At 70.2% G+C, this 23,359-nt stretch carries 20 protein-coding genes and 1 tRNA gene; 19 read left to right on the top strand and 2 right to left on the bottom strand.

What is annotated here, in order from left to right:
* Positions 1-16: 16 nt before the first annotated feature.
* Positions 17-1,084, top strand: coding sequence for a UDP-N-acetylmuramate dehydrogenase (locus DA085_RS15895; protein ID WP_237565568.1), 1,068 nt, complete (start codon positions 17-19; stop codon positions 1,082-1,084).
* Here the strand turns inward: DA085_RS15895 and DA085_RS15890 are convergent.
* Positions 1,074-2,144 carry an adenosine deaminase gene (locus tag DA085_RS15890; RefSeq protein WP_109473966.1) on the bottom strand — a complete coding sequence of 357 codons (1,071 nt, stop codon included), beginning with the start codon at positions 2,142-2,144 and terminating at the stop codon, positions 1,074-1,076. The two genes, DA085_RS15895 and DA085_RS15890, sit on opposite strands and share 11 nt — an antisense overlap.
* Positions 2,145-2,377: 233 nt before the next feature.
* Between DA085_RS15890 and DA085_RS21040 the strand changes: the two genes are divergently transcribed.
* From DA085_RS21040 to DA085_RS15865, 6 genes are all read left to right on the top strand, one after another.
* Positions 2,378-2,539 (top strand): hypothetical protein, encoded by a 162-nt coding sequence (locus DA085_RS21040; protein WP_154402228.1) that lies wholly within the window; start codon positions 2,378-2,380, stop codon positions 2,537-2,539.
* Positions 2,539-3,324: a glucosamine-6-phosphate deaminase gene (nagB, locus tag DA085_RS15885; protein ID WP_109473965.1), complete on the top strand. Its 786-nt coding sequence runs from the start codon at positions 2,539-2,541 to the stop codon at positions 3,322-3,324. Before DA085_RS21040 ends, nagB begins: the two co-directional genes overlap by 1 nt.
* Positions 3,325-3,397: 73 nt before the next feature.
* Positions 3,398-4,327 carry an ABC transporter ATP-binding protein gene (locus DA085_RS15880; RefSeq protein ID WP_109473964.1) on the top strand — a complete coding sequence of 310 codons (930 nt, stop codon included), beginning with the start codon at positions 3,398-3,400 and terminating at the stop codon, positions 4,325-4,327.
* Positions 4,311-5,210, top strand: a complete 900-nt coding sequence (locus tag DA085_RS15875) for an ABC transporter permease (protein ID WP_109473963.1) — start codon at positions 4,311-4,313, stop codon at positions 5,208-5,210. The genes DA085_RS15880 and DA085_RS15875 overlap by 17 nt, the downstream gene beginning before the upstream one ends.
* Complete coding sequence (locus DA085_RS15870; protein ID WP_109473962.1) at positions 5,207-6,121, top strand: ABC transporter ATP-binding protein; 915 nt, start codon at positions 5,207-5,209, stop codon at positions 6,119-6,121. Before DA085_RS15875 ends, DA085_RS15870 begins: the two co-directional genes overlap by 4 nt.
* Complete coding sequence (locus DA085_RS15865) at positions 6,118-6,843, top strand: ABC transporter permease (RefSeq protein ID WP_109473961.1); 726 nt, start codon at positions 6,118-6,120, stop codon at positions 6,841-6,843. The genes DA085_RS15870 and DA085_RS15865 overlap by 4 nt, the downstream gene beginning before the upstream one ends.
* A gap of 81 nt (positions 6,844-6,924) precedes the next feature.
* Here the strand turns inward: DA085_RS15865 and DA085_RS15860 are convergent, their stop codons facing one another.
* Positions 6,925-8,142, bottom strand: coding sequence for a pyridoxal phosphate-dependent aminotransferase (locus DA085_RS15860; protein WP_237565561.1), 1,218 nt, complete (start codon positions 8,140-8,142; stop codon positions 6,925-6,927).
* A gap of 120 nt (positions 8,143-8,262) precedes the next feature.
* Here DA085_RS15860 and DA085_RS15855 point away from each other — a divergent pair.
* The 12 genes from DA085_RS15855 (at position 8,263) to DA085_RS15800 (ending at position 23,292) form a co-directional block, all read left to right on the top strand.
* Positions 8,263-8,335, top strand: a tRNA-Trp gene (locus tag DA085_RS15855).
* Positions 8,336-8,404: 69 nt separating this feature from the next.
* Positions 8,405-8,653 carry a preprotein translocase subunit SecE gene (gene secE, locus DA085_RS15850; protein WP_237565560.1) on the top strand — a complete coding sequence of 83 codons (249 nt, stop codon included), beginning with the start codon at positions 8,405-8,407 and terminating at the stop codon, positions 8,651-8,653.
* Between the two features lie 84 nt (positions 8,654-8,737).
* Positions 8,738-9,682 carry a transcription termination/antitermination protein NusG gene (gene nusG / locus DA085_RS15845; protein WP_109473958.1) on the top strand — a complete coding sequence of 315 codons (945 nt, stop codon included), beginning with the start codon at positions 8,738-8,740 and terminating at the stop codon, positions 9,680-9,682.
* 141 nt (positions 9,683-9,823) lie between these two features.
* The gene (gene rplK / locus DA085_RS15840; protein WP_109473957.1) at positions 9,824-10,255 is read left to right on the top strand and encodes a 50S ribosomal protein L11; all 432 of its coding nucleotides are present in this window, start codon (positions 9,824-9,826) and stop codon (positions 10,253-10,255) included.
* Between the two features lie 96 nt (positions 10,256-10,351).
* Complete coding sequence (gene rplA / locus DA085_RS15835; protein ID WP_109473956.1) at positions 10,352-11,059, top strand: 50S ribosomal protein L1; 708 nt, start codon at positions 10,352-10,354, stop codon at positions 11,057-11,059.
* 197 nt (positions 11,060-11,256) lie between these two features.
* On the top strand, positions 11,257-12,267 hold the full coding sequence (locus tag DA085_RS15830; protein WP_109473955.1) for a GTP pyrophosphokinase: 1,011 nt from the start codon (positions 11,257-11,259) through the stop codon (positions 12,265-12,267).
* A gap of 16 nt (positions 12,268-12,283) precedes the next feature.
* Positions 12,284-12,913: a VOC family protein gene (locus tag DA085_RS15825; protein ID WP_161958520.1), complete on the top strand. Its 630-nt coding sequence runs from the start codon at positions 12,284-12,286 to the stop codon at positions 12,911-12,913.
* Between the two features lie 288 nt (positions 12,914-13,201).
* Positions 13,202-13,876 carry a 50S ribosomal protein L10 gene (gene rplJ / locus DA085_RS15820; protein WP_109473953.1) on the top strand — a complete coding sequence of 225 codons (675 nt, stop codon included), beginning with the start codon at positions 13,202-13,204 and terminating at the stop codon, positions 13,874-13,876.
* Between the two features lie 73 nt (positions 13,877-13,949).
* Positions 13,950-14,339 carry a 50S ribosomal protein L7/L12 gene (gene rplL / locus DA085_RS15815; protein ID WP_109473952.1) on the top strand — a complete coding sequence of 130 codons (390 nt, stop codon included), beginning with the start codon at positions 13,950-13,952 and terminating at the stop codon, positions 14,337-14,339.
* Positions 14,340-14,996: 657 nt separating this feature from the next.
* Complete coding sequence (gene rpoB, locus DA085_RS15810) at positions 14,997-18,488, top strand: DNA-directed RNA polymerase subunit beta (protein ID WP_109473951.1); 3,492 nt, start codon at positions 14,997-14,999, stop codon at positions 18,486-18,488.
* A gap of 179 nt (positions 18,489-18,667) precedes the next feature.
* Positions 18,668-22,573: a DNA-directed RNA polymerase subunit beta' gene (locus tag DA085_RS15805; protein ID WP_109473950.1), complete on the top strand. Its 3,906-nt coding sequence runs from the start codon at positions 18,668-18,670 to the stop codon at positions 22,571-22,573.
* Between the two features lie 137 nt (positions 22,574-22,710).
* The gene (locus tag DA085_RS15800) at positions 22,711-23,292 is read left to right on the top strand and encodes a GNAT family N-acetyltransferase (RefSeq protein WP_154402227.1); all 582 of its coding nucleotides are present in this window, start codon (positions 22,711-22,713) and stop codon (positions 23,290-23,292) included.
* Positions 23,293-23,359: the final 67 nt, after the last annotated feature.

Below are 23,359 nucleotides of genomic sequence, written 5' to 3'. Positions count from 1 at the left end.
GGCAGGGCTGACCACGATGCGGGTCGGGGGACCGGCGCGACGCACGGTCACCGCCACCACCGAGGCCGAGCTGATCGAGGCGGTCCGGGACGCCGACGCCGCGGGCGATCCGCTGCTCGTCGTGGCGGGTGGCTCCAACCTGCTGGTGTCCGATGACGGCTTCCCCGGCACCGTCGTGCTCGTCCGCACCACCGGCATCGCGGTGCCCGACGCCTCGGCCTGCGGCGGGGTGACAGCGCAGGTCGCGGCGGGCGAGGTGTGGGACGACGTCGTCGCCCGGGCCGTCGCCGAGGGCTGGTCGGGGATCGAGGCGCTCTCCGGCATCCCGGGCAGTGCGGGCGCGACGCCCGTGCAGAACGTCGGCGCGTATGGCCAGGAGGTCGCGCAGACGATCGCCCAGGTGCGCGTGTGGGACCGCGTGGAGCAGCGGGTGCGCACGATGTTCGCCGCGGACCTGGGGTTCAGCTACCGGCACTCCGTGCTCAAGGACACGATCGTCGGCCCGGACGCGCCGGCCGGCGCCGTGACGCCCCGGCACATCGTGCTGTCGGTGACCTTCTCGCTGCGGCCGACCGAGCTCTCCCAGCCGGTGGGCTACGCCGCGCTGGCCGAGGGGCTGGGGGTGGCGCTGGGCTCGCGGGTGCCGCTCGCCGAGGCCCGCGAGGCGGTGCTGCAGCAGCGGCGCAACCGGGGGATGGTGCTCGACGCGACCGACCACGACACGTGGTCCTGCGGCTCGTTCTTCACCAACCCCATCCTCCCGGCCCAGGAGTATGCCGCCCTGGTCACCCGGGCCGCCGAGCGCCTGGGCCCCGACGGTCCCGTCCCGCCGCGGTTCCCGTCGGCGGAGGGCACGGTGAAGACCTCGGCGGCGTGGCTGATCGACCGGGCCGGCTTCCGCAAGGGGCACGGGCTGCCCGGCCCGGCCGCCCTGTCGACCAAGCACACGCTCGCGCTGACCAACCGGGGCCGGGCGCGCGCGGCTGACGTGGTGGCCCTGGCCCGCGAGGTGCGCGACGGTGTGCAGGAGGCCTTCGGCGTGACCCTGGTCAACGAGCCGGTGCTCGTGGGCCTCACCCTCTGAGCGCGTCGCCTGCCCGGCTCGGCGACCGGTCCGCAGAGGGGGCGGCGAGCCAGGCGTCGATGTCGGCCAGCAGGGCGGCCCGGGTCGCCTCAGGCGCGCGGCTGCCGCGCACGGAGCCGCGCGCCAGCTCGGCGAGCTCCTCGTCGGTCAGGCCGTGGTCGGTGCGCGCCGACTCGTACTGCGCCAGCAGCCGCGACCCGAACAGCAGCGGGTCGTCGGCGCCCAGCGCGATGCCGACACCGGAGTCGACGAGCCGGCGCAGCGGGACGTGCGACAGCTCCTCGTAGACGCCGAGCGCGACGTTGCTGGACGGGCACACCTCGAGGGTCACCCCGCGTCGCACCAGGGACTCCAGCAGGGCAGGGTCCTCCGTGGCGCGGACACCGTGCCCGAGCCGGTCCGGCGACAGGTGGTCGAGCGCGTCCCGGACGTGCGAGGGCCCGAGCAGCTCCCCGGCGTGCGGCACCCGGGCCAGGCCGGCCCGGCCGGCGATCCGGAACGCGGGCTCGAACTCCGCGGTGTCGCCGCGCCGCTCGTCGTTGGACAGCCCGAAGCCGACCACGGTGCCGGGCCCGTCCCCGGCGTACTGCGCCGCGAGGCGCGCCAGGGTCCGGGCATCCATCGGGTGCCGCGTGCGGCTGGCCGCCACGATGACGGCGACCTCGGTGGCCGTCTCCCGGCTCGCGGCCCGGGCCTCGTCGAGGACGATCTCGAGCGCCGGGGTGAGGCCGCCGACGAACGGCGCGTAGGAGGTGGGATCGACCTGGATCTCCAACCAGCGCGACCCCTCGGCCGCATCGTCCTCGGCGGCCTCGCGCACGATCCGTCGCATGTCCGACTCGTCCTGCACGCAGGCCCGGGCCGCGTCATACAGCCGCTGGAACCGGAACCACCCCCGCTCGTCCGTCGCGCGCAGCCGCGGCGGCCAGTCCTGCACCAGGGCGGCGGGGAGCCGGAGCCCGTGCTTGTCGGCGAGTGCGCGCAGCGTGGTGATCCGCAGGGACCCCGTGAAGTGCAGGTGCAGGTGCGCCTTGGGGAGCGCCTGGACGGAGCGGGCCATCCGCACTGTCTACCCCATGCCACCGACCCCACGGCCGGGCACCCCGGACAGGCAGGGGTATGCCGCGGGCGCGCCGGCCGCGCGCCCGTCCCGTCTCAGGGGGCCGGGTCGGGGTGCCGACGCGTGTCCCGTGCGGCAACCGAGGGGTGCCGACCCGCGCCGCAGGGCGAGAGGTCAGACTTGACCCCCGGGACGGCATACCGCGCCCCCTGACGACACCCGAGGAGCCACGCATGACCATCTCCCACGACGACCTGCTGCGCCCCGGGGCGCAACCGGTCGTCCCCAGCCAGGCCGGACCCGGTGCGCCGCGCACCGCGGAAGCCGGGACCCGTGCGGTCGACCGCCACCACCCCGGGTCGCGGGCCCGCTGGTTCATCGAGGGGATGCCCTGATGGAGGTGGTGATCCTCGAGGACGAGGCACAGGTCGGTCGGGCCGGTGCCGACGCGATCGCCGAGCACGTCCGGCGTGACCCGGCCGCGGTGCTGGGGCTGGCGACGGGGTCGACCCCCCTGGCGATCTACCGCGAGCTGGCCGACCGGGTGGGGCGCGGCGAGCTGAGCCTGGCCAGGTGCCGGGCCTTCCTGCTCGACGAGTACGTCGGTCTGCCGCCTGGCCACCCCGAGAGCTACCGCGCTGTGATCGACCGCGAGTTCGTCGACCTCGTCGACATCGACCCGGCGCACGTGCTGAGCCCGGACTGCGGGGCCACCGACCTGCCGGGAGCCTGCGCCACCTACGAGCAGGCCATCGCCGCGGCCGGCGGTGTCGACGTGCAGCTCCTGGGGGTGGGCAGTGACGGCCACATCGCCTTCAACGAGCCGGGGTCGTCCCTCGTCTCGCGCACGCGCGTCAAGACCCTGACCCCGCAGACCCGCCGCGACAACGCACGGTTCTTCGGTGGTGACATCGACGCCGTGCCGCGGCACTGCGTGACGCAGGGGATCGGCACCATCCTGGACGCCCGGCACCTCGTGCTCGTCGCTCTGGGGCCGGCGAAGGCGGAGGCGGTCCACCAGCTCGTCGAGGGACCGGTGAGCGCCCGGTGGCCCGCGTCGGCCCTCCAGATGCACGCCCACGTGACGGTGCTGCTCGACGAGGCGGCCGCCGACCGGCTGCACCTGAAGAACTACTACCGGGAGACCTATCTCGGCAAACTGTCCTGGCAGGGGTTCTGAGCGCTGAGGGCAGACGGCGCACGCGGACAAAATCTGGTCCGGAAGGTCGCGCCCACACGCTAGGTTGGTCCCTGTGGGGATCATCGACACACAGGGCCTGACCAAGCGCTACGGGCAGGTGACTGCGCTCGAGGGGCTCGACCTGTCGATCGGTGAGGGAGTCACGGGGCTGGTCGGCGCCAACGGCGCGGGCAAGTCCACCCTGATCAAGATCCTTCTCGGGCTCATCGCCGCGACCCAGGGCACCGCTCAGGTCCTGGGGCACGACATCCGGGCCGAAGGGCAGCGCATCCGTTCGGTCGTGGGCTACATGCCGGAGCACGACTGCCTGCCTCCCGACGTGCGCGCGATCGACTTCGTGGTGCACATGGCGCGGATGTCCGGGCTGCCGCCGACCGCCGCGCGCGAGCGGGCCGCCGACGTGCTCCGTCACGTCGGCCTCGCGGAGGAGCGCTACCGGCTGATGGGCGGCTACTCCACCGGCATGAAGCAGCGTGCCAAGCTCGCGCAGGCCCTGGCCCACGACCCGCAGCTCGTCTTCCTGGACGAGCCGACCAACGGCCTGGACCCCGCTGCCCGCGATGACATGCTCGCGCTGGTGAGCAAGATCGGCCGTGACTTCGGCATCTCCGTGCTGGTCACCTCCCACCTGCTCGGGGAGCTGGAGCGCGTCAGCGACCACGTCGTCGTCCTGGACGGCGGCCACCTGCTGCGCTCCTCGGCCACCACCGAGTTCACGTCCGACACCGGGCTGCTGCTCATCGAGGTGCTGGGCGAGGGCGACGCCCAGACCGCGATGGGGGAGCGCCTCGCGGCGCAGGGCATCCCGTGCCGCCCGCGCGGCCCGCTCATCGAGATCAACGCCCCCGGCCGGACCGACCTGCACGACCTGGTCCGGGACACGGCGGTCGACGTGGGTGTCGGGCTGGTCCGGCTGGCTGCCGACCACCGACGCATCGAGGACGTGTTCCGGGAGGAGGCGGGTCATGGCGCTGCCCACTGAGGCACCGCGGCCGGGAGGTGTCATCCACGACATCGGTTACCGGCCCTACACCGGGCCGCGGCTCGACACCGATGCTGCGGCACGCTCGCTGTTCGTGACGGGCCTGCTCAACGCCTACGGCATCGGCCGCTCCGGTCGCGCCAAGGGTCTGCCGATGACACTGCTCGCGCTGATGGTCGTCCCCGCGGCGATCATGGTGGCCGTGATGGTCACCCTCAGGCTGACCGAGCCCCTCCTGAACTACGGCACCTACCCGGTGACGCTGATGCTCATCATCGTCATCTTCGTGGCGGCGCAGGCGCCGGTGCTCTTCTCCCGCGACCTGAGGTCCGGGGCCATCTCGCTGTACCTCGCGCGTCCACTCAGCTCCACGGCCTACGCCCTGGTCCGTTGGGCCTCGCTCTTCGTGGCCATCCTGCTCTTCATCGCGCTGCCGGTCATCGTGCTGTATGTCGGTGCCCTCACCGCCGAGGCGGACATCGCCGAGCAGTCGAGAGACTTCTTTGCCGCCGTGGTCGGGATCGTGCTGCTGTCCGCGGTGCTGGCGACCCTGTCGGGGCTGGTCGCCTCGCACACGCGTCGGCGTGGCCTGGCGGTGGGCGTCACGATCATCGCGCTGCTGGTCAGCACCGGGGTGGTCACGGCCGTGCAGGCGATCACCGCGGAGGCGGGCAACGAGACGGCGGGGCTGCTGGCGGGCCTGTTCTCCCCGTTCTCCCTGGTCGACGGCGTGCAGGTCGAGCTGCTCGGCGGGCAGAGCTCCTTCCAGGTGCCGCCGGACACGACCGGCTGGGGGCTGCTCTACCTCGCGGTCTCGCTCGCCCTCGTCGCCGGCGGGCTCTGGCTCCTCGTCCGCTACTACCGGAAGCAGGCGGGCCGATGAGCGTCCTCGAGCTGGCGAACACGTCGCGCTGGTACGGCAACGTCGTGGCGGTCAACGACGTGTCCATGCAGATCGGGCCGGGCGTGACCGGGCTGCTGGGGCCCAACGGGGCCGGCAAGACCACCCTCATCGCGATGATGTCCGGGTTCCTCGCGCCCTCGGCCGGCACGGTGCTCCTGGACGGCACCCCCGTGTGGGGCAACGTGTCGGTCTACCGCGCGATCGGCCTGGTGCCCGAACGCGAGGCCAGCTTCGGTTACCTGAGCGGCCGACAGTTCGTCCGGGCCAACGCCGAGCTGCACAAGCTGTCCTCGCCGGGGGAGGCGACCGAGCGGGCCCTGGGCATCGTCGACCTGGTGGAGCCCGCCGGACGGCTGATCAGCACCTACTCCAAGGGGATGCGCCAGCGGATCAAGCTGGCGGCCGCCCTCGTGCACGACCCCGCGGTGCTCCTGCTCGACGAGCCGTTCAACGGCGTCGACCCGCGGCAGCGGATGCACCTGATGGAGCTCCTCACCCGGATGGGCGCGGAGGGCCGGACGGTGCTGTTCAGCTCGCACATCCTCGAGGAGGTCGAGCAGATCGCACGGCACATCGAGGTCATCGTCTCCGGCCGGCACGCCGCCTCCGGCGACTTCGGGGCGATCCGACGGCTGATGACCGACCGTCCCAACGTCTACCTGGTCCGCAGCAGCGACGACCGGCGGCTGGCGACGGTGCTGATGGCTGCGGAGAGCGTCGCCGGTGTCCAGCTCGAACCCCGGGGAGGGGTGCAGGTGCAGGTGACCGACTTCGGGGAGTTCGCCGTCGCGCTGCCGCGACTGGCCCGGGACCACCGGATCAGCCTGCGTGAGGTCACGCCCACGGACGAGTCGCTGGAGTCGGTCTTCGCCTACCTGGTGTCCGCGTGAACGGCACGATCTCCCGGCTGGCGTTCCAGTCGCTGTTCGGTCAGAAGCGGTGGTGGGTGCTGGTCGCCCTCCCGCTGCTGCTCATGGGGCTGTGCCTGCTCGTGCAGGTGCTCACCTCGGGCGATGCCGCCGCGACCTCGTTCGAGCCGGTCATCGTGGTGTTCGGGCTGGGCCTGGTGCTGCCGCTGGTCTCCCTGCTCGTCACCACCGGCGTCCTGGGGCCCGAGATCGACGACGGGTCGATCGTCTACCTGCTGTCCAAGCCGGTGTCCCGCTATGTCGTGGCGCTGAGCAAGCTGGTCGTCGCCGTGGCGGTCACCGTGGTCCTCGGGGCCGGGTCGCTGTTCGTCGCCGGCCTGATCCTCGACCCGTCCCAGCTGGGGCAGGCGCTCGCGGTGGCGGTCGGCGCGGCAGTGGCCGGCACCGCCTACTGCGCCGCGTTCGTCATGCTGTCGGCGATCAACCGCCACGGCATGATCTCCGGGCTGATCTACGTCCTGGTCTTCGAGGGGCTGCTCGCGTCGTGGTTGTCCGGGCTGCGCTTCGTGAGCGTGTCCGCCTTCGGCCGGCGCATCGCCGAGGGACTCGACGACTCGCTCAACCTGGTCGCCGGCAACCTGCCTGTCACGTATGCGTGGCTCGCCAGCCTCGTGGTGATCGTCGCAGGCTGCTACGTCGCGGGCCGGCGCCTGTCCCGGTTCCAGCTCCGCGGCGACGAGTAGCCCGCCCCGGGCACGAGACTGGCCGGGTCACACGGTCCTGCAGGTGGCGCCGGCCGGGGTCTCGACCGGGGCACGGGTGGCTCAGCGCGCCCCGCGCAGCAGCTCCTGGATGCGGCCCACACCCTCGGCGAGGTCGTTGTCACCCAGGGCGTACGACAACCGCAGGTAGCCGGAGGGCCCGAACGCCTCGCCGGGCACCACCGCGACCTCGACCTCCTCGAGGATGATCTCGGCCAGCTCGACGGAGGTCTGCGGGGTGCGACCGCGGATCGTGCGTCCCAGCACGCCCGCGACACTGGGGTAGGCGTAGAACGCGCCCTGCGGGGTCGGGCACTCGACCCCGTCGATCTCGTTGAGCATCGACACCATGGTCTGGCGACGCCGGTCGAAGGCGGTGCGCATCTCGTCGACCGCCTCCAGGGACCCCTGGAGCGCGGCGATGGCGGCACGCTGGGAGACGTTGGCGACGTTGGAGGTCGCGTGCGACTGCAGGTTGGTGGCGGCCTTGACGACGTCCTTGGGGCCCAGCATCCAGCCGACGCGCCACCCGGTCATCGCGTAGGTCTTGGCGACGCCGTTGAGGACCACGCAGGTGTCCGCGAGCTCGGGCACCAGCACCGGGAGCGAGGGGGCGGTGGCGCCGTCGTAGAGCAGGTGCTCGTAGATCTCGTCCGTCACGACCCAGAGGCCGTGCTGCACCGCCCAGCGACCGATCGCCTCCACCTGCTCGGGCGGGTAGACCGCTCCGGTGGGGTTGGACGGCGAGCAGAACAGCAGCACCTTGGTGCGCTCGGTCCGGGCCGCCTCGAGCTGGTCGACCGTCACCAGGTAACCCTGGTCCGCGCCGGCGAACACGTCGACCGGCACGCCACCGGCCAGCCGGATCGACTCCGGGTAGGTCGTCCAGTAGGGGGTCGGCAGAATGACCTCGTCACCCGGGTCGAGCAGGGTGGCGAAGGTGTTGTAGACCGCCTGCTTGCCGCCGTTGGTGACGAGCACGTTGGCCGGCTCCACGGCATACCCGCTGTCCCGCTGGGTCTTGTCGACGATGGCGACCTTCAGGTCCGGCAGGCCACCGGCGGGGGAGTAGCGGTGGTTCACCGGGTCCTGGGAGGCGGCGACCGCAGCGGCCACGATGTAGTCGGGCGTCGGGAAGTCGGGCTCGCCGGCCCCGAAGCCGATCACCGGGCGGCCCTGCGCCTTGAGCGCCTTGGCCTTGGCGTCGACCGCCAGGGTGGCAGACTCGGCGATCGAGCCGATACGGGTGGAGATGCGGGGCGTCTGGGTGCTCTCGGTCACCCCGACATTCAACCATCGGCGGCCGGGTTCGCACGGACCCGGCCTGATCGCGTAGACTGACTCCTCGGGTGTTGACGCATCCCATGCTGGAGCCTGCCCACCGAGGCCCCGGCAGCACCTAGGGCACTAGCTCAATTGGTAGAGCACTGGTCTCCAAAACCAGCGGTTGGGGGTTCGAGTCCCTCGTGCCCTGCGCGACGCGACCTGGCTGGTCGCTGCCGACAACGCCATGCCCAACCACGAGGGCAAAGGAAGGTTATCCGTGTCTGAGACAAGCGCCCGTGACACCCAGGGTGTCGACCGGGGCCACCCCCAGGCCGGAGGACCGCCACGTCCCACCACCTATGTGGCACAGGTCATGGCCGAGCTGCGCAAGGTGCACCGCCCCACGCAGCGCGAGCTGATCACCTACACGATCGTCGTGCTGGTGTTCGTGCTGGTGATCATGGGCTTCGTCGTGGGTCTGGACCAGATCTTCACGCGGGTCGTCGACTTCACCTTCGGCGGCTGATCAGCCAGTCCGTGTGGTCGCCCGGCGACCGTCCCCGGTCGTCACGACGACCGATCCGCCCGAGTCAGTAGTGAGGAAGTAGCCATGTCCGAGCAGTGGACCAACAACGCCGACGAGGCGCCCGAGGTCGCGGAGGTGACCCCAGAGGACTCCGCGGCGGAGCAGCCCGTGGACACCGAGGCCACCGAGGAGTATGCCGACGCGCCGGCTGGCGAGGTCGACGTCGAGCAGGAGGACCCTGCCTCGGGCGACGAGGACGACGCGTCTGCCGAGGGCGACGAGACGGCTGCGGCGGATGACGAGCCTTCTGTCGACGAGGAGCCCGCTGCGGCTGACGACGAGCCCTCTGCCGACGAGGAGCCCGCTGCGGCTGACGACGAGCCCTCTGTCGACGAGGAGCCCGCTGGCGACCCGATGGAGGAGTTCCGCGCGACCCTGGAGGGTCAGTTCGGTGACTGGTACGTCATCCACTCCTATGCCGGCTACGAGAACCGCGTCAAGGTCAACCTGGAGACCCGCGCCACCAGCCTCAACATGGAGGACTACATCTTCCAGGTCGAGGTGCCGATGGAGGAGGTCACCGAGATCAAGTCGGGCGTGCGCAAGCAGGTCCGCCGCGTCCGGATGCCCGGTTACGTCCTGGTCCGGATGGACCTGACCGACGAGTCCTGGGGTGCCGTCCGGCACACGCCGGGCGTCACGGGCTTCGTCGGCAACGCCCACCAGCCGGTGCCGCTGAGCATCGACGAGGTCATCAGCATGCTGGCGCCGGTGTTCGAGACCACGCCGAGCGGTGACGCGGCCGAGGGCGCCGCGGCCGGTGCCGCCACCCCGTCGACCCGGACGAGCTCCCCGGAGGTCGACTTCGAGGTCGGCGAGTCCGTCACCGTCATGGAGGGTCCGTTCGAGACCCTGCCTGCCACGATCTCCGAGATCATCCCCGAGAGCCAGAAGCTCAAGGTCCTGGTCTCGATCTTCGGCCGCGAGACACCGGTCGAGCTGTCGTTCAACCAGGTCGCCAAGCTGTAGTCGGTCAGGGGACTGCGTCCCCGGTCCGCACCGCTCCACAGATTTCCACGGACTCCGTCCGCGGGATCGCCAGGACTCCGTCCTGGCGTTGCAACCGGGTCATCGCCCACGGCGTCGGCCCACAACACCAGAGGAAGACATATGCCCCCCAAGAAGAAGGTCTCCGGCTTCATCAAGCTGCAGATCCAGGCCGGTGCGGCCACCCCGGCCCCGCCGGTCGGTCCCGCACTGGGTCAGCACGGTGTCAACATCATGGAGTTCGTCAAGGCGTACAACGCCGCGACGGAGTCCCAGCGTGGCAACGTCATCCCGGTCGAGATCACGGTCTATGAGGACCGCTCGTTCACCTTCATCACCAAGACCCCTCCGGCCGCCGAGCTGATCAAGAAGGCTGCGGGCGTCCAGAAGGGTTCCGGTGAGCCGCACAAGACGAAGGTCGCCAAGCTGACCAGCGCCCAGGTGCGCGAGATCGCCGAGACCAAGATGGCCGACCTCAACGCCAACGACCTGGACCAGGCGTCCAAGATCATCGCCGGCACCGCCCGCTCGATGGGCATCACCGTCGAGGGCTGAGCCCCCGGCACACCCGAGGGTTCCCCACCCTCACCGTGGCAGGGCCAGCGCTGGCCCGCAGACCACAACTCCACCACCGCACCAACAGGAGCACTCATGAAGCGCAGCAAGGCTTACACCGCCGCCGTCGAGAAGATCGAGGACGGCAAGTTCTACACCCCGGTCGAGGCGATCGCCCTGGCCCGGGAGACCTCGACCACCAAGTACGACGCCACCGTCGAGGTGGCCCTGCGTCTGGGCGTTGACCCGCGCAAGGCCGACCAGCTGGTCCGTGGCACCGTCAACCTGCCCAACGGCACCGGCAAGACCGCCCGCGTGCTGGTCTTCGCCAACGGTGACAAGGCCGAGGCCGCCCGCGAGGCCGGAGCCGACTACGTCGGTTCCGACGACCTGCTGGAGAAGGTCGCCGGCGGCTGGCTCGACTTCGACGCCGTCGTGGCCACCCCGGACCTGATGGGCAAGGTCGGTCGTCTGGGCAAGGTGCTGGGTCCCCGTGGCCTGATGCCGAACCCGAAGACCGGCACCGTCACGATGGACACCGCCAAGGCTGTCACCGACATCAAGGGCGGCAAGATCGAGTTCCGTGTCGACAAGCACGCCAACCTGCACTTCATCATCGGCAAGACGTCGTTCGACCAGGACAAGCTGGTGCAGAACTACGGCGCGGCGATCGACGAGGTCATGCGGCTGAAGCCGGCCTCCTCCAAGGGCCGCTACGTCACCAAGGCGACCATGAGCACCACGATGGGCCCGGGCATCCCGCTCGACCCCGCGCGAGTCTCCAGCCTGACCGCCGCGGAGTGATCTGAGCCGACAATGGGCCGGGTGAGCAACTGCTCACCCGGCCCTTTCTCATGCCCGCTGCCTCCCTGCCTCGCCTCCCCTCCCGCCGCCCGCCTCCCGCTTCCGCCAACCGCGGGCTGGGGCGCAGCAGCCGCGTTGGCAGGGCCAAGCGCGGGGCGCCCGCGCCGGCCGCGGCCGGCATCCGGCAGGATGGGGGCATGACGACGACGGACGTGCCGGACCCCGACCGGGTCCGCGAGGCCGTCCGCCTGTATGTCGCGCGCCAGCCCGAGCTGACCCGCGCCACGGAGGGTTTCCTCGCCCTGGTCACCGCGGCGCTGGACGACGCCGGCATCAACTACCTGACCGTGACGGGCCGCACCAAGTCGGTCGAGAGCTTCGCGGGCAAGGCGGCGCGCACGGTGGACGGCAGGCTGCTCTACCCCGACCCGCTCGAGCAGATCACCGACCAGATCGGGCTGCGGGTGATCACCTACGTCCGGGACGACGTCGACGCGGTCGCGCAGCTGCTGGCGAGCGAGCTCACCGTGCTGGACGATCGCGACATGGGGCAGGAGACCGCCGACCAGGGGCGGTGGGGCTACGTGAGCCGTCACCTCGTGGTCGCCGTGGACGCCAGCCGGACCCTGAGCCCCGAGCAGGCGGCCCTGCGCACGTTCACGGCCTCGGTCCAGGTCCGCACGGTGCTGCAGCACGCGTGGGCCGAGTTCGAGCACGACATCCGTTACAAGGGCACCGTGCCGGAGGCGCACGCCCCCGACCTCAACCGCCGGTTCACGCTGGCAGCGGGCCTGCTGGAACTCGCCGACCGCGAGTTCTCGGCGATCCGCGACCGGCTGCAGGCGACCATGCCGGAGCATCCGGGGGAGGAGCCGGACGAGACGGATCCGCGTCTCAGCGCCCAGGAGCTGGCCACGTTCCTGGCCGGGACCTACCCCGGTGCCGGCTGGTCCCGCACCGAGCACTACGCCTGGATCTCCGGGCTCCTGCTGGAGCTCGGGATCTCCTCGCTCGAGGAGCTGGCGCACGTGCTCGCCGGCACCGACAGTGACCGGATCACGGCGCGGATGGGTTACCGGTATCCGCCCGCGGCGGTCCGGCGGCTCGATGACGCGCTGCTGGCCGTCTACGGCGGGGACTACATCGCCCTGCACGGCAACGCGCACCGCGAGGAGCAGCTGCGTGAGCGGCTGGCAAAACTCGACTGACCAAGGAAGGGGTGCCGTGCGGGCACAGATCGACCACATCATCCTGGCCGGACCGGACCTGACCGAGCTGGAGGAGTATGCCGAGGCGCACCTCGGTCTGCGGCCGCAGCCGGGTGGGGCGCACCCGGGTCTGGGCACCCGCAACTCGCTGCTCGGCCTCGGTGGCCAGCGCTACCTCGAGCTCGTGGCGCCCGACCCGGACCAGCCGGAGCCGGACCACCCGAGACCGTTCCGGGTGGACGAGCTCACGGCGCCCACGCTGACCGGGTGGGCGCTGCGTGCACCGGGCCTGGGCGATCGTGTCAGCCGGGCCCGCGAGAAGGGCCTGGACCCGGGGGACCCCCGGCCGATGAGCCGCACCCGCCCCGACGGGACCGAGCTCTCCTGGGAGCTGACCTCCCTCGACACCGGGCTGGACGGCACCGTGCCGTTCCTCATCGACTGGGGGGACACCCCGCACCCGAGTGAGGGACTACCGGCCGTCAAGCTGGTGACGGTGCGGGTGCGCCACCCCGAGGCGGCGCGGCTCAGCAGCGCCCTGGAGGCGCTGGAGGCCCCGCGCGGGCCGATCCAGCTCCGCGCTGCCGAGCCCGTGCGCATCTCCCTGGTGATCGAGACGGAGCGCGGTCCGGTCGAGCTGGGCTGACCGGGGCAGCCGCACGGGCGGGCGCGGGCCCGTCCCGCGGCCGCTCGGCCCGGGTGGGATTTGTCCCGGCGGCCCCGGTGCCGGTACGCTGTGGCCATACCCAATGACCGCCGGTTGTCGGCGTGCCCGCAAGGGCGTCTCGACCGAAGGTCCGCACGATGCGGGCGACCTGCGCAGGTGAACTGAGCTGAACGGCATACCTCTGCCGTTGTGAGAGCCCCGTGCGCCTGCGCCGGGGCTCTTGTCGTCAGGCCTGGAGGGTGCCGGCACCACGACGAAGGAGGCCCCATGGCAACTGCTGCGAAGGCTGCTGCCATTGCCGAGCTGACGGACCAGTTCCGCAACTCGGGTGCGGCCGTGCTCACTGAGTACCGCGGTCTGACCGTGGCTCAGCTGACCGAGCTGCGAGGCTCGCTGCGCGAGCACGCGACCTATTCCGTGGTGAAGAACACGCTCACCAAGCTGGCTGCCAGCGAGGCCGGTGTCACCGACCTCGAAGAGCACCTGCAGGGCCCCACTGCGATCGCCTTCGTCACCGGTGACCCGGTCGAGGCCGCCAAGGGCCTGCGTGACTTTGCCAAGGCCAACCCTGCCCTGGTGATCAAGGCCGGTGTGCTCGACGGCAAGCCGTTGACAGCCGAGGAGATCACCAAGCTCGCCGACCTCGAGTCGCGCGAGACCCTGCTGGCGAAGCTGGCCGGGGCGCTCAACGCCTCGCTCACCAACGCCGTGTACCTGTTCGCCGCGCCGCTGTCCCAGACGGCTCGCGTGGTCGACGCGCTCCGCGCGAAGGTCGAGCAGGAGGGCCCTCAGGGAGGATCTGCGGCGGACACCGCTGCGGCCGACACCGCGGAGGCCGAGCCGGCCGCTGCGGAGGACGCCACGACCGAGTTCGCGGAGGCCGCACCGGCCGCTGCGGAGGAGGGCACCACCGACGTCGCCGAGGGTGGCGACGACAGCTGAGACGAGCCTGCGGGCACGTCAAGGCACAATCCACACACCGCCACTCACGGCACCACTAGGAAGGAACGCCACCATGGCGAAGCTGAGCACCGAGGAGCTCCTGGAGAGCTTCAAGGAGATGACCCTGATCGAGCTCTCCGAGTTCGTGAAGGAGTTCGAGGAGACCTTCAACGTCACCGCCGCGGCCCCCGTTGCCGTCGCCGGTGCTGCCCCGGCCGCTGGCGGCGGCGACGCCGCTGCTGTCGAGGAGCAGAGCGAGTTCGACGTCGTCCTCGAGTCCGCGGGCGACAAGAAGATCCAGGTCATCAAGGAGGTCCGCACCCTGACCTCCCTCGGCCTGAAGGAGGCCAAGGACCTCGTCGACGGCGCGCCGAAGCCGGTTCTGGAGGGCGTCGACAAGGACGCCGCCGAGAAGGCCAAGGAGGCCCTCGAGGGCGCTGGCGCCACCGTCACCCTCAAGTGACACCTGCCGGGCTCGCCCGGCACGCCTGTTGAGCGGGCGGGACCGACCACTGGTCGGTCCCGCCCGTTCTGCGTCGGGGGGAGTATGCCGCGTGGTCACCTCTGTGACGGTGTCCGCCTCTGGGACGGTGTCCGCTGGTCGCCGCGGGCTGCGGTTCCTGTCCGCACCGCAGGGCGAGCGCGGACGTCACCGCACCGGCCCCACGTCTTCGAGCGGCTGGTGCTTCTTGGAGCGCCCAGTGCTTCTTGGAGCCTCCTGTTGCCGGCTGTTAGAACACTGTGTTGCTCCAAGAACCCAGGCTCGGGCTGTGGGTCCGCGATACGGTGCGCTCGGTGGGGATTTGGGGCGCGGCGCGGTGCGCTCGGTGGGGGGTTTTGAGGGCGGTTTCGCAGGACACGCCGGGGGTGGGCTTGACGGATCGCGGTCCAGAGGGGCATCCTCTTTGCCGTCGTCACGCACCGGCGTGAGTCACCGTTGGAGGGGACGGTTGGACTGTGCCGGCAGTTCGTGTATGCTATCTCTTTGCGCTGCCCTGTCCCGTGCCGCACCCACCATCTGAGGTCCAGATTCGCTGTCGCGTCTGGTCCGACTTGAGTGTGGTCCAGGCTGGTGCAGCAGACCCGCTGCTCATTGTAAGGCCTGTGGAAGGACCCATCCTTGGCTGCCTCGCGCACTGCGAAGACGACTGTGTCCACCGCTCGGACGGCATCTGGCCGCCTGAGCTTCGCCAAGATCCGGGAGCCCCTTGAGGTCCCCGATCTCCTGGCGCTTCAGACGGAGAGTTTCGACTGGTTGCTCGGAAACGAGGACTGGCAGGCTCGCGTCGCTGCCGCGAAGGACGGCGGCAAGTATGACGTCCCGGACCGCTCCGGTCTCGAGGAGATCTTCGAGGAGATCTCCCCGATCGAGGACTTCTCCGGCTCCATGTCCCTGTCGTTCCGGGACCACCGTTTCGAGGAGCAGAAGTACTCCATCGACGAGTGCAAGGAGCGGGACATGACCTACTCCGCGCCGCTCTTCGTCACCGCGGAGTTCATCAACAACACCACCGGTGAGATCAAGTCCCAGACGGTCTTCATGGGCGACTTCCCGCTCATGACCGACCGGGGCACCTTCATCATCAACGGCACCGAGCGCGTCGTGGTGTCCCAGCTCGTCCGCAGCCCGGGCGTCTACTTCGAGCGGTCGCTCGACAAGACGGCCGACAAGGACATCTTCTCCAGCAAGATCATCCCGAGCCGTGGCGCCTGGCTCGAGTTCGAGATCGACAAGCGCGACCAGGTCGGTGTCCGCGTCGACCGCAAGCGCAAGCAGAGCGTGACCGTGCTCCTGAAGGCGCTGGGCTGGACCGAGGCGCAGATCCTCGAGGAGTTCGGCGAGTACGAGTCGATGCGCGCCACCCTGGAGAAGGACCACACGGCCGACCAGGACGAGGCGCTTCTGGACATCTACCGCAAGCTCCGCCCGGGCGAGCCGCCGACCAAGGAGGCCGCCCAGACCCTCCTCGACAACCTGTACTTCAACCCGAAGCGCTACGACCTGGCCAAGGTCGGTCGCTACAAGATCAACAAGAAGCTGGGTGTCGAGGCCCCGCTGAGCGAGTCCGTGCTGGGGGTCGACGACATCGTCGCGACCATCAAGTACATCGTGGCGCTGCACGCCGGCGAGGAGACCATGCCGGTCACCCGCCACGGCCAGGCCGAGGAGCTGCGCGTCGAGGTCGACGACATCGACCACTTCGGCAACCGTCGTCTCCGCTCCGTGGGCGAGCTCATCCAGAACCAGGTCCGCACCGGCCTGTCCCGGATGGAGCGCGTCGTCCGTGAGCGGATGACCACCCAGGACGTCGAGGCGATCACGCCGCAGACCCTGATCAACATCCGGCCCGTCGTCGCCTCCATCAAGGAGTTCTTCGGAACCAGCCAGCTGTCGCAGTTCATGGACCAGAACAACCCGCTGTCGGGCCTGACCCACAAGCGCCGCCTGTCGGCGCTGGGCCCCGGTGGTCTGTCCCGTGACCGCGCCGGCATGGAGGTCCGCGACGTCCACCCGTCGCACTACGGCCGCATGTGCCCGATCGAGACGCCTGAGGGCCCGAACATCGGCCTGATCGGCTCGCTCGCCTCCTACGGGCGGATCAACCCGTTCGGCTTCGTGGAGACCCCCTACCGCAAGGTCGTCGACGGTCGGGTCACCGACGACATCGACTACCTGTCCGCGGACGAGGAGGACCACTTCGTCATCGCGCAGGCCAACGCCGCGCTCAACGAGGACGGCACCTTCGCCGAGGAGCGGGTCCTCGTCCGCGCCAAGGGCGGTGGCGGCGAGGCCGTCGACGTCCCGGCCGGCGAGGTCGACTACATGGACGTGTCCGCGCGCCAGATGGTGTCGGCCGCGACCGCGATGATCCCGTTCCTGGAGCACGACGACGCCAACCGTGCGCTCATGGGCGCCAACATGCAGCGTCAGGCCGTGCCGCTGGTGCGCGCCGAGGCGCCGCTGGTCGGCACCGGCATGGAGCACCGCGCGGCGCTCGACTCCGGTGACGTGGTGCGTGCCGCCAAGGCGGGTGTGGTCCAGGAGGTCTCGGCCGACCTGGTCACCGTCGCCCACGACGACGGCACCTACCAGTCCTACAAGGTCGCGAAGTTCACCCGGTCCAACCAGGGCAACTGCTACAACCAGCAGGTCAAGGTCAACACCGGTGACCGCGTCGAGGCCGGCGACCTGCTCGCCGACGGTCCCGCGACCGACGGTGGCGAGATGGCGCTGGGGCGCAACCTCCTCGTGGCGTTCATGCCGTGGGAGGGCCACAACTACGAGGACGCGATCATCCTCTCCCAGCGTCTGGTGCAGGACGACGTCCTCTCCTCGATCCACATCGAGGAGCACGAGATCGACGCCCGCGACACCAAGCTGGGGCCGGAGGAGATCACCCGGGACATCCCGAACGTCTCCGACGAGGTCCTGGCCGACCTGGACGAGCGCGGCATCATCCGCATCGGTGCCGAGGTCCGCGACGGCGACCTGCTGGTCGGCAAGGTCACGCCCAAGGGTGAGACCGAGCTGACCCCGGAGGAGCGCCTGCTGCGCGCCATCTTCGGTGAGAAGGCCCGCGAGGTCCGCGACACGTCCATGAAGGTCCCGCACGGCGAGACCGGCACCGTCATCGGTGTCAAGGTCTTCGACCGCGAGGAGGGCGACGAGCTGCCCCCGGGTGTCAACCAGCTGGTCCGCGTCTACGTCGCGAACAAGCGCAAGATCACCGACGGTGACAAGCTCGCCGGCCGCCACGGCAACAAGGGCGTGATCTCCAAGATCCTGCCCGTCGAGGACATGCCGTTCATGGAGGACGGCACGCCGGTCGACATCGTGCTCAACCCGCTGGGCGTGCCCGGCCGGATGAACGTCGGCCAGATCCTCGAGCTGCACCTCGGCTGGGCCGCGGCGCAGGGCTGGGAGATCGCCGAGGGCGCCGAGTGGGCCAACGGCATCCCGGCCGACGCGCACAAGGCCGCGCCGCGCAGCCGGGTAGCCAGCCCGGTGTTCGACGGTGCGACCGAGGCCGAGATCGCCGGTCTGCTGGAGTCGACCACGCCGTCGGGCTCCGGCGAGCGGCTCATCGGTGAGTCGGGCAAGGCCCGGCTGTTCGACGGCCGCTCCGGCGAGCCGTACCCGCAGCCGGTGTCCGTGGGCTACATGTACATCCTGAAGCTGCACCACCTCGTGGACGACAAGATCCACGCGCGCAGCACCGGGCCGTACTCCATGATCACGCAGCAGCCGCTGGGTGGTAAGGCACAGTTCGGTGGACAGCGTTTCGGCGAGATGGAGGTCTGGGCCCTGGAGGCCTACGGTGCCGCCTACGCCCTGCAGGAGCTGCTCACCATCAAGTCCGACGACGTCACGGGCCGCGTGAAGGTCTACGAGTCGATCGTCAAGGGTGACAACGTCCCCGAGCCGGGTATCCCCGAGTCGTTCAAGGTGCTCATCAAGGAGATGCAGTCCCTGTGCCTGAACGTCGAGGTGCTCTCCAGCGACGGCACGCAGATCGACCTGCGTGAGTCCGACCAGGAGGTCTTCCGCGCGGCGGAGGAGCTCGGGATCGACCTGTCGCGCCGGGAGCCCAGCTCCGTCGAGGAGGTATGACGGACGGCCGGGCCCGCGACCACCCTCACCGGTGCGCGGGACTCGGCCACCGACAGACAGCCTGCTGAGCGAGGCAGCGTCCGAGCCGAACCACCACATCGGCTCCACGGCATACGCCACCTATGAACTGTTGCAAGACCTAACTGAGACTCACGAGATCTCACGAGAGAAGGATCCACGTGCTCGACGTCAACTTCTTCGACGAGTTGCGGATTGGCCTGGCCACGGCGGAGGACATCCGCCGCTGGAGCCACGGCGAAGTCAAGAAGCCCGAGACCATCAACTACCGAACCCTGAAGCCGGAGAAGGACGGGCTCTTCTGCGAGAAGATCTTCGGTCCCACCCGGGACTGGGAGTGCTACTGCGGCAAGTACAAGCGCGTCCGCTTCAAGGGCATCATCTGTGAGCGCTGCGGCGTCGAGGTGACCCGCGCCGGCGTGCGCCGCGAGCGGATGGGCCACATCGAGCTCGCCGCTCCGGTGACCCACATCTGGTACTTCAAGGGTGTCCCGAGCCGCCTCGGCTACCTGCTGGACCTGGCCCCGAAGGACCTGGAGAAGGTCATCTACTTCGCGGCCTACATGATCACCTCGGTCGACGAGGACGGTCGCCACCAGGCGCTGCCCTCGCTCGAGGCGGAGATCGACTCCGAGCGCAAGGCGCTGGAGAACCGTCGCGACGCCGACGTCAACGCCCGGGCTGTCAAGCTGGAGGCCGACCTGGCCGAGCTCGAGGCCGAGGGTGCCAAGGGCGACGCGCGCCGCAAGGTCCGGGACGGGGCCGAGCGCGAGATGAACCAGATCCGCCGCCGCGCGGACCAGCAGATCGAGCGCCTCGACCAGGTCTGGGACCGGTTCAAGAACCTCAAGGTCCAGGACCTCGAGGGCGACGAGATCCTGTACCGCGAGATGCGGGACCGCTTCGGCATGTACTTCGAGGGCGGCATGGGTGCCGCGGCCCTGCAGAAGCGTCTGCAGAACTTCGACCTCGAGGCCGAGGTGGAGCTGCTCCGCGAGATCATCGCCACGGGCAAGGGCCAGAAGAAGACCCGCGCCATCAAGCGGTTGAAGGTCGTCACCTCGTTCCTGACCACCAACAACAACCCGGACGGCATGGTCCTGGACTGCGTCCCGGTCATCCCGCCGGACCTGCGCCCCATGGTGCAGCTGGACGGTGGCCGGTTCGCGACCTCCGACCTCAACGACCTGTACCGCCGTGTGATCAACCGGAACAACCGGCTCAAGCGACTGCTGGACCTGGGCGCTCCGGAGATCATCGTCAACAACGAGAAGCGGATGCTGCAGGAGGCCGTCGACTCGCTGTTCGACAACGGTCGCCGCGGTCGCGCCGTCACCGGCCCGGGCAACCGGCCGCTGAAGTCGCTGTCCGACATGCTCAAGGGCAAGCAGGGACGCTTCCGGCAGAACCTGCTCGGCAAGCGTGTCGACTACTCGGGCCGTTCGGTCATCGTCGTCGGCCCGCAGCTGAAGCTGCACCAGTGTGGTCTGCCCAAGCAGATGGCCCTGGAGCTGTTCAAGCCGTTCGTGATGAAGCGTCTGGTCGACCTGGACCACGCGCAGAACATCAAGTCCGCCAAGCGGATGGTCGAGCGCGGCCGCTCGGTCGTGTGGGACGTGCTCGAGGAGGTCATCACCGACCACCCCGTGCTGCTGAACCGCGCACCCACGCTGCACCGCCTCGGCATCCAGGCCTTCGAGCCGCAGCTGGTCGAGGGCAAGGCCATCCAGATCCACCCGCTCGTCTGCACCGCGTTCAACGCGGACTTCGACGGTGACCAGATGGCCGTGCACCTGCCGCTGTCGGCCGAGGCCCAGGCCGAGGCCCGGATCCTGATGCTCTCGAGCAACAACATCCTGAAGCCGGCCGACGGTCGCCCCGTCACCATGCCGACGCAGGACATGATCATCGGTCTGTTCCACCTGACGTCCGAGTCGTTCAGCGCCCCGGAGCTCACCGAGGACGGCGCGCCCGCGCGCGCCTTCAGCTCGGTCGCCGAGGCGCAGATGGCCTACGACGCCGGTGAGATCGAGATCGGCTCGTCGATCCGGTTGCGCGTGCGGGACACCGCCGCGCCGCTGGGCCACAAGCTGCCCGAGGGCGTCGAGGTCACCGAGGACGGCATCGCCTCCGAGTTCATCGTGGACACCACGCTGGGCCGCGCGATCTTCAACGACTCGCTGCCGCCGAACTACCCGTTCGTCAACGCGGTCGTCGACAAGAAGCGCCTCTCGGAGATCGTCAACGACCTCGCCGAGCGCTACACCAAGGTGCAGGTCGCGGCGTCGCTGGACTCGCTGAAGGACACCGGCTTCTACTGGGCGACCCGCTCGGGGACCACCGTGGCCATCTCCGACGTGATGACCCCGGCCCGCAAGGCCGACATCCTGGAGACCTACGACGCCAAGGCCGCCAAGGTCCAGACGCAGTACGAGCGTGGTCTGATCACCGACGACGAGCGCCGTCAGGAGCTCATCGAGATCTGGACCCAGGCGACCAACGAGGTCGCCAAGGAGCTCGAGACCACCATGCCCAAGGAGAACACCATCTACCGGATGGTCACCTCGGGTGCACGTGGTAACTGGTTCCAGCTGCGTCAGATCGCCGGCATGCGTGGCCTGATGGCCAACCCCAAGGGTGAGATCATCCCGCGTCCGATCAAGTCCAACTTCCGTGAGGGCCTGTCGGTGCTGGAGTTCTTCATCTCCACGCACGGTGCCCGGAAGGGCCTGGCGGACACCGCGCTGCGCACCGCCGACTCGGGTTACCTGACCCGTCGTCTGGTGGACGTCAGCCAGGACGTCATCATCCGTGAGGACGACTGCGGCACCGACCGCGGGTTCCTCATGCCGATCGCCGTGGAGACCCCGAGCGGTGACCTGCGCGAGCACGACGACGTCGAGACCGCGGTCTACGCCCGGACGCTGGCCCAGGACGTCGTCCACGAGGGTCAGACCCTCGCCGAGGCGGGCATGGACCTCGGTGACGTGGTCATCGACGCCCTGGTCGCCGCGGGTGTCACGGAGGTCAAGGTCCGCTCGGTGCTCACCTGTGAGTCGCTGGTCGGCACCTGCGCCAAGTGCTACGGCCGCTCGCTGGCCACCGGCAAGCTGGTCGACATCGGTGAGGCCGTGGGCATCATCGCGGCGCAGTCCATCGGTGAGCCCGGCACCCAGCTGACGATGCGCACCTTCCACACCGGTGGTGTGGCCGGTGACGACATCACGCAGGGTCTGCCGCGTGTGGTCGAGCTGTTCGAGGCCCGAACGCCGAAGGCGGTCGCCCCGATCGCCGAGGCCACCGGCCGCGTCCAGATCGAGGACACCGACAAGTCGCGACGCATCCTGCTGGTGCCGGACGACGGCTCCGAGGAGCACGCCTACCCGGTCACCAAGCGGCAGCGGCTGCTGGTCGCCGACGGCGAGCACGTCGAGGTCGGCCGTCAGCTGGTGCAGGGTGCGATCGACCCCAAGCAGGTCCTGCGCATCCTCGGCCCGCGTGCTGCCCAGCAGCACCTGGTCGACGAGGTCCAGGCGGTCTACCGCCAGCAGGGTGTGTCGATCCACGACAAGCACATCGAGGTCATCGTGCGGCAGATGCTGCGGCGCATCACGGTCATCGAGGCCGGCGACGCCCAGCTGCTGCCGGGTGAGCTGGTCGAGCGCGGCCGGTTCGAGACCGAGAACCGTCGCGTCGTGTCCGAGTCGGGCAAGCCCGCCTCGGGTCGTCCGGAGCTGATGGGCATCACGAAGGCCTCGCTGGCCACCGACTCGTGGCTGTCCGCGGCGTCCTTCCAGGAGACCACCCGGGTCCTCACGGAGGCTGCCATGCAGGCCAAGTCCGACCCGCTGCTGGGCCTCAAGGAGAACGTCATCCTGGGCAAGCTGATCCCGGCCGGCACCGGTCTGCCGCGCTACCGCAACCTCACCGTGGAGCCCACGGAGGAGGCCAAGGCAGCCGCCTACGCGGTCCCGGACTACGACCAGTTCGAGTACCCGGCCTTCGGTCCGGGCTCGGGCGAGGCCGTCCGCCTGGACGACCTGTCGGTCGGCGACGACCGCTACTGACCGTCAGGTCGGTCGTCCGGCGCTGACCGTCTGACGAGCACCACCGCCGAGGGGCGGGTATGCCGTAGCGCACCTACGGCATACCCGCCCCTCGGCGGTGGGTCCGGCGACCCTCCGGCGCGTGCCAGAATCGGCGGGTGAGGCTGAACGATCGTGCGGTGGGTGCCGTGGCGATGGGCAGGGCGCTGCCGGTGACGACCGCACGCAGCCGGCTCCGGCTGGTGGAGCCGGGTGATCTCCCGGAGATCCGGGCCTACCGGCAGCTGCCCGAGGTCGCGCGGTTCCTCGGCCACCCGCCCCTCGGGGAGCAGGAGGCCAGGGAGCTGGTGGCCGGCTGGGTGGAGGACACCACCGCCGTGACGGTGGTGGCCGAGCACGCGGGGCGGGTGGTCGGTGACGTGCGCCTGCGGTTCCGTCCCAGCGCGGCCGTGCCGCCGGCCACGACGACCGCGGTGGAGGCCAGCCTCGGCTACGCCTTCCACCCCGACGTCGGAGGGCAGGGACTGGCCACCGAGTGTGTCCGGGCCGTGGTCGAGCTCGCGCGGGGACCGGGCGCGGCCCGCCGGATCACCGCCCGTGTCTTCGCGCCGGCCGAGCGCTCCACGCGGCTCCTGGCCAGGCTCGGGTTCACGCGCGACGGGGTCGACCGGCAGGCGGTGCTCTCACCAGACGGCGCCGAGTGGTGGGACGATGAGCTGTGGAGCCGGCTGGGGGAGTAGGGTCGGCGGACGGGCTCCTGTGCTGATTTGGTGCATATCACGCGCGCCGGTACTCTTGAGGCTTGTG

Source organism: Ornithinimicrobium cavernae (assembly GCF_003121625.1).
Classification (GTDB): domain Bacteria; phylum Actinomycetota; class Actinomycetes; order Actinomycetales; family Dermatophilaceae; genus Ornithinicoccus; species Ornithinicoccus cavernae.
Note: the sequence above shows the minus strand (reverse complement) of the source record. Positions and strands in the feature narration are given on the sequence as shown.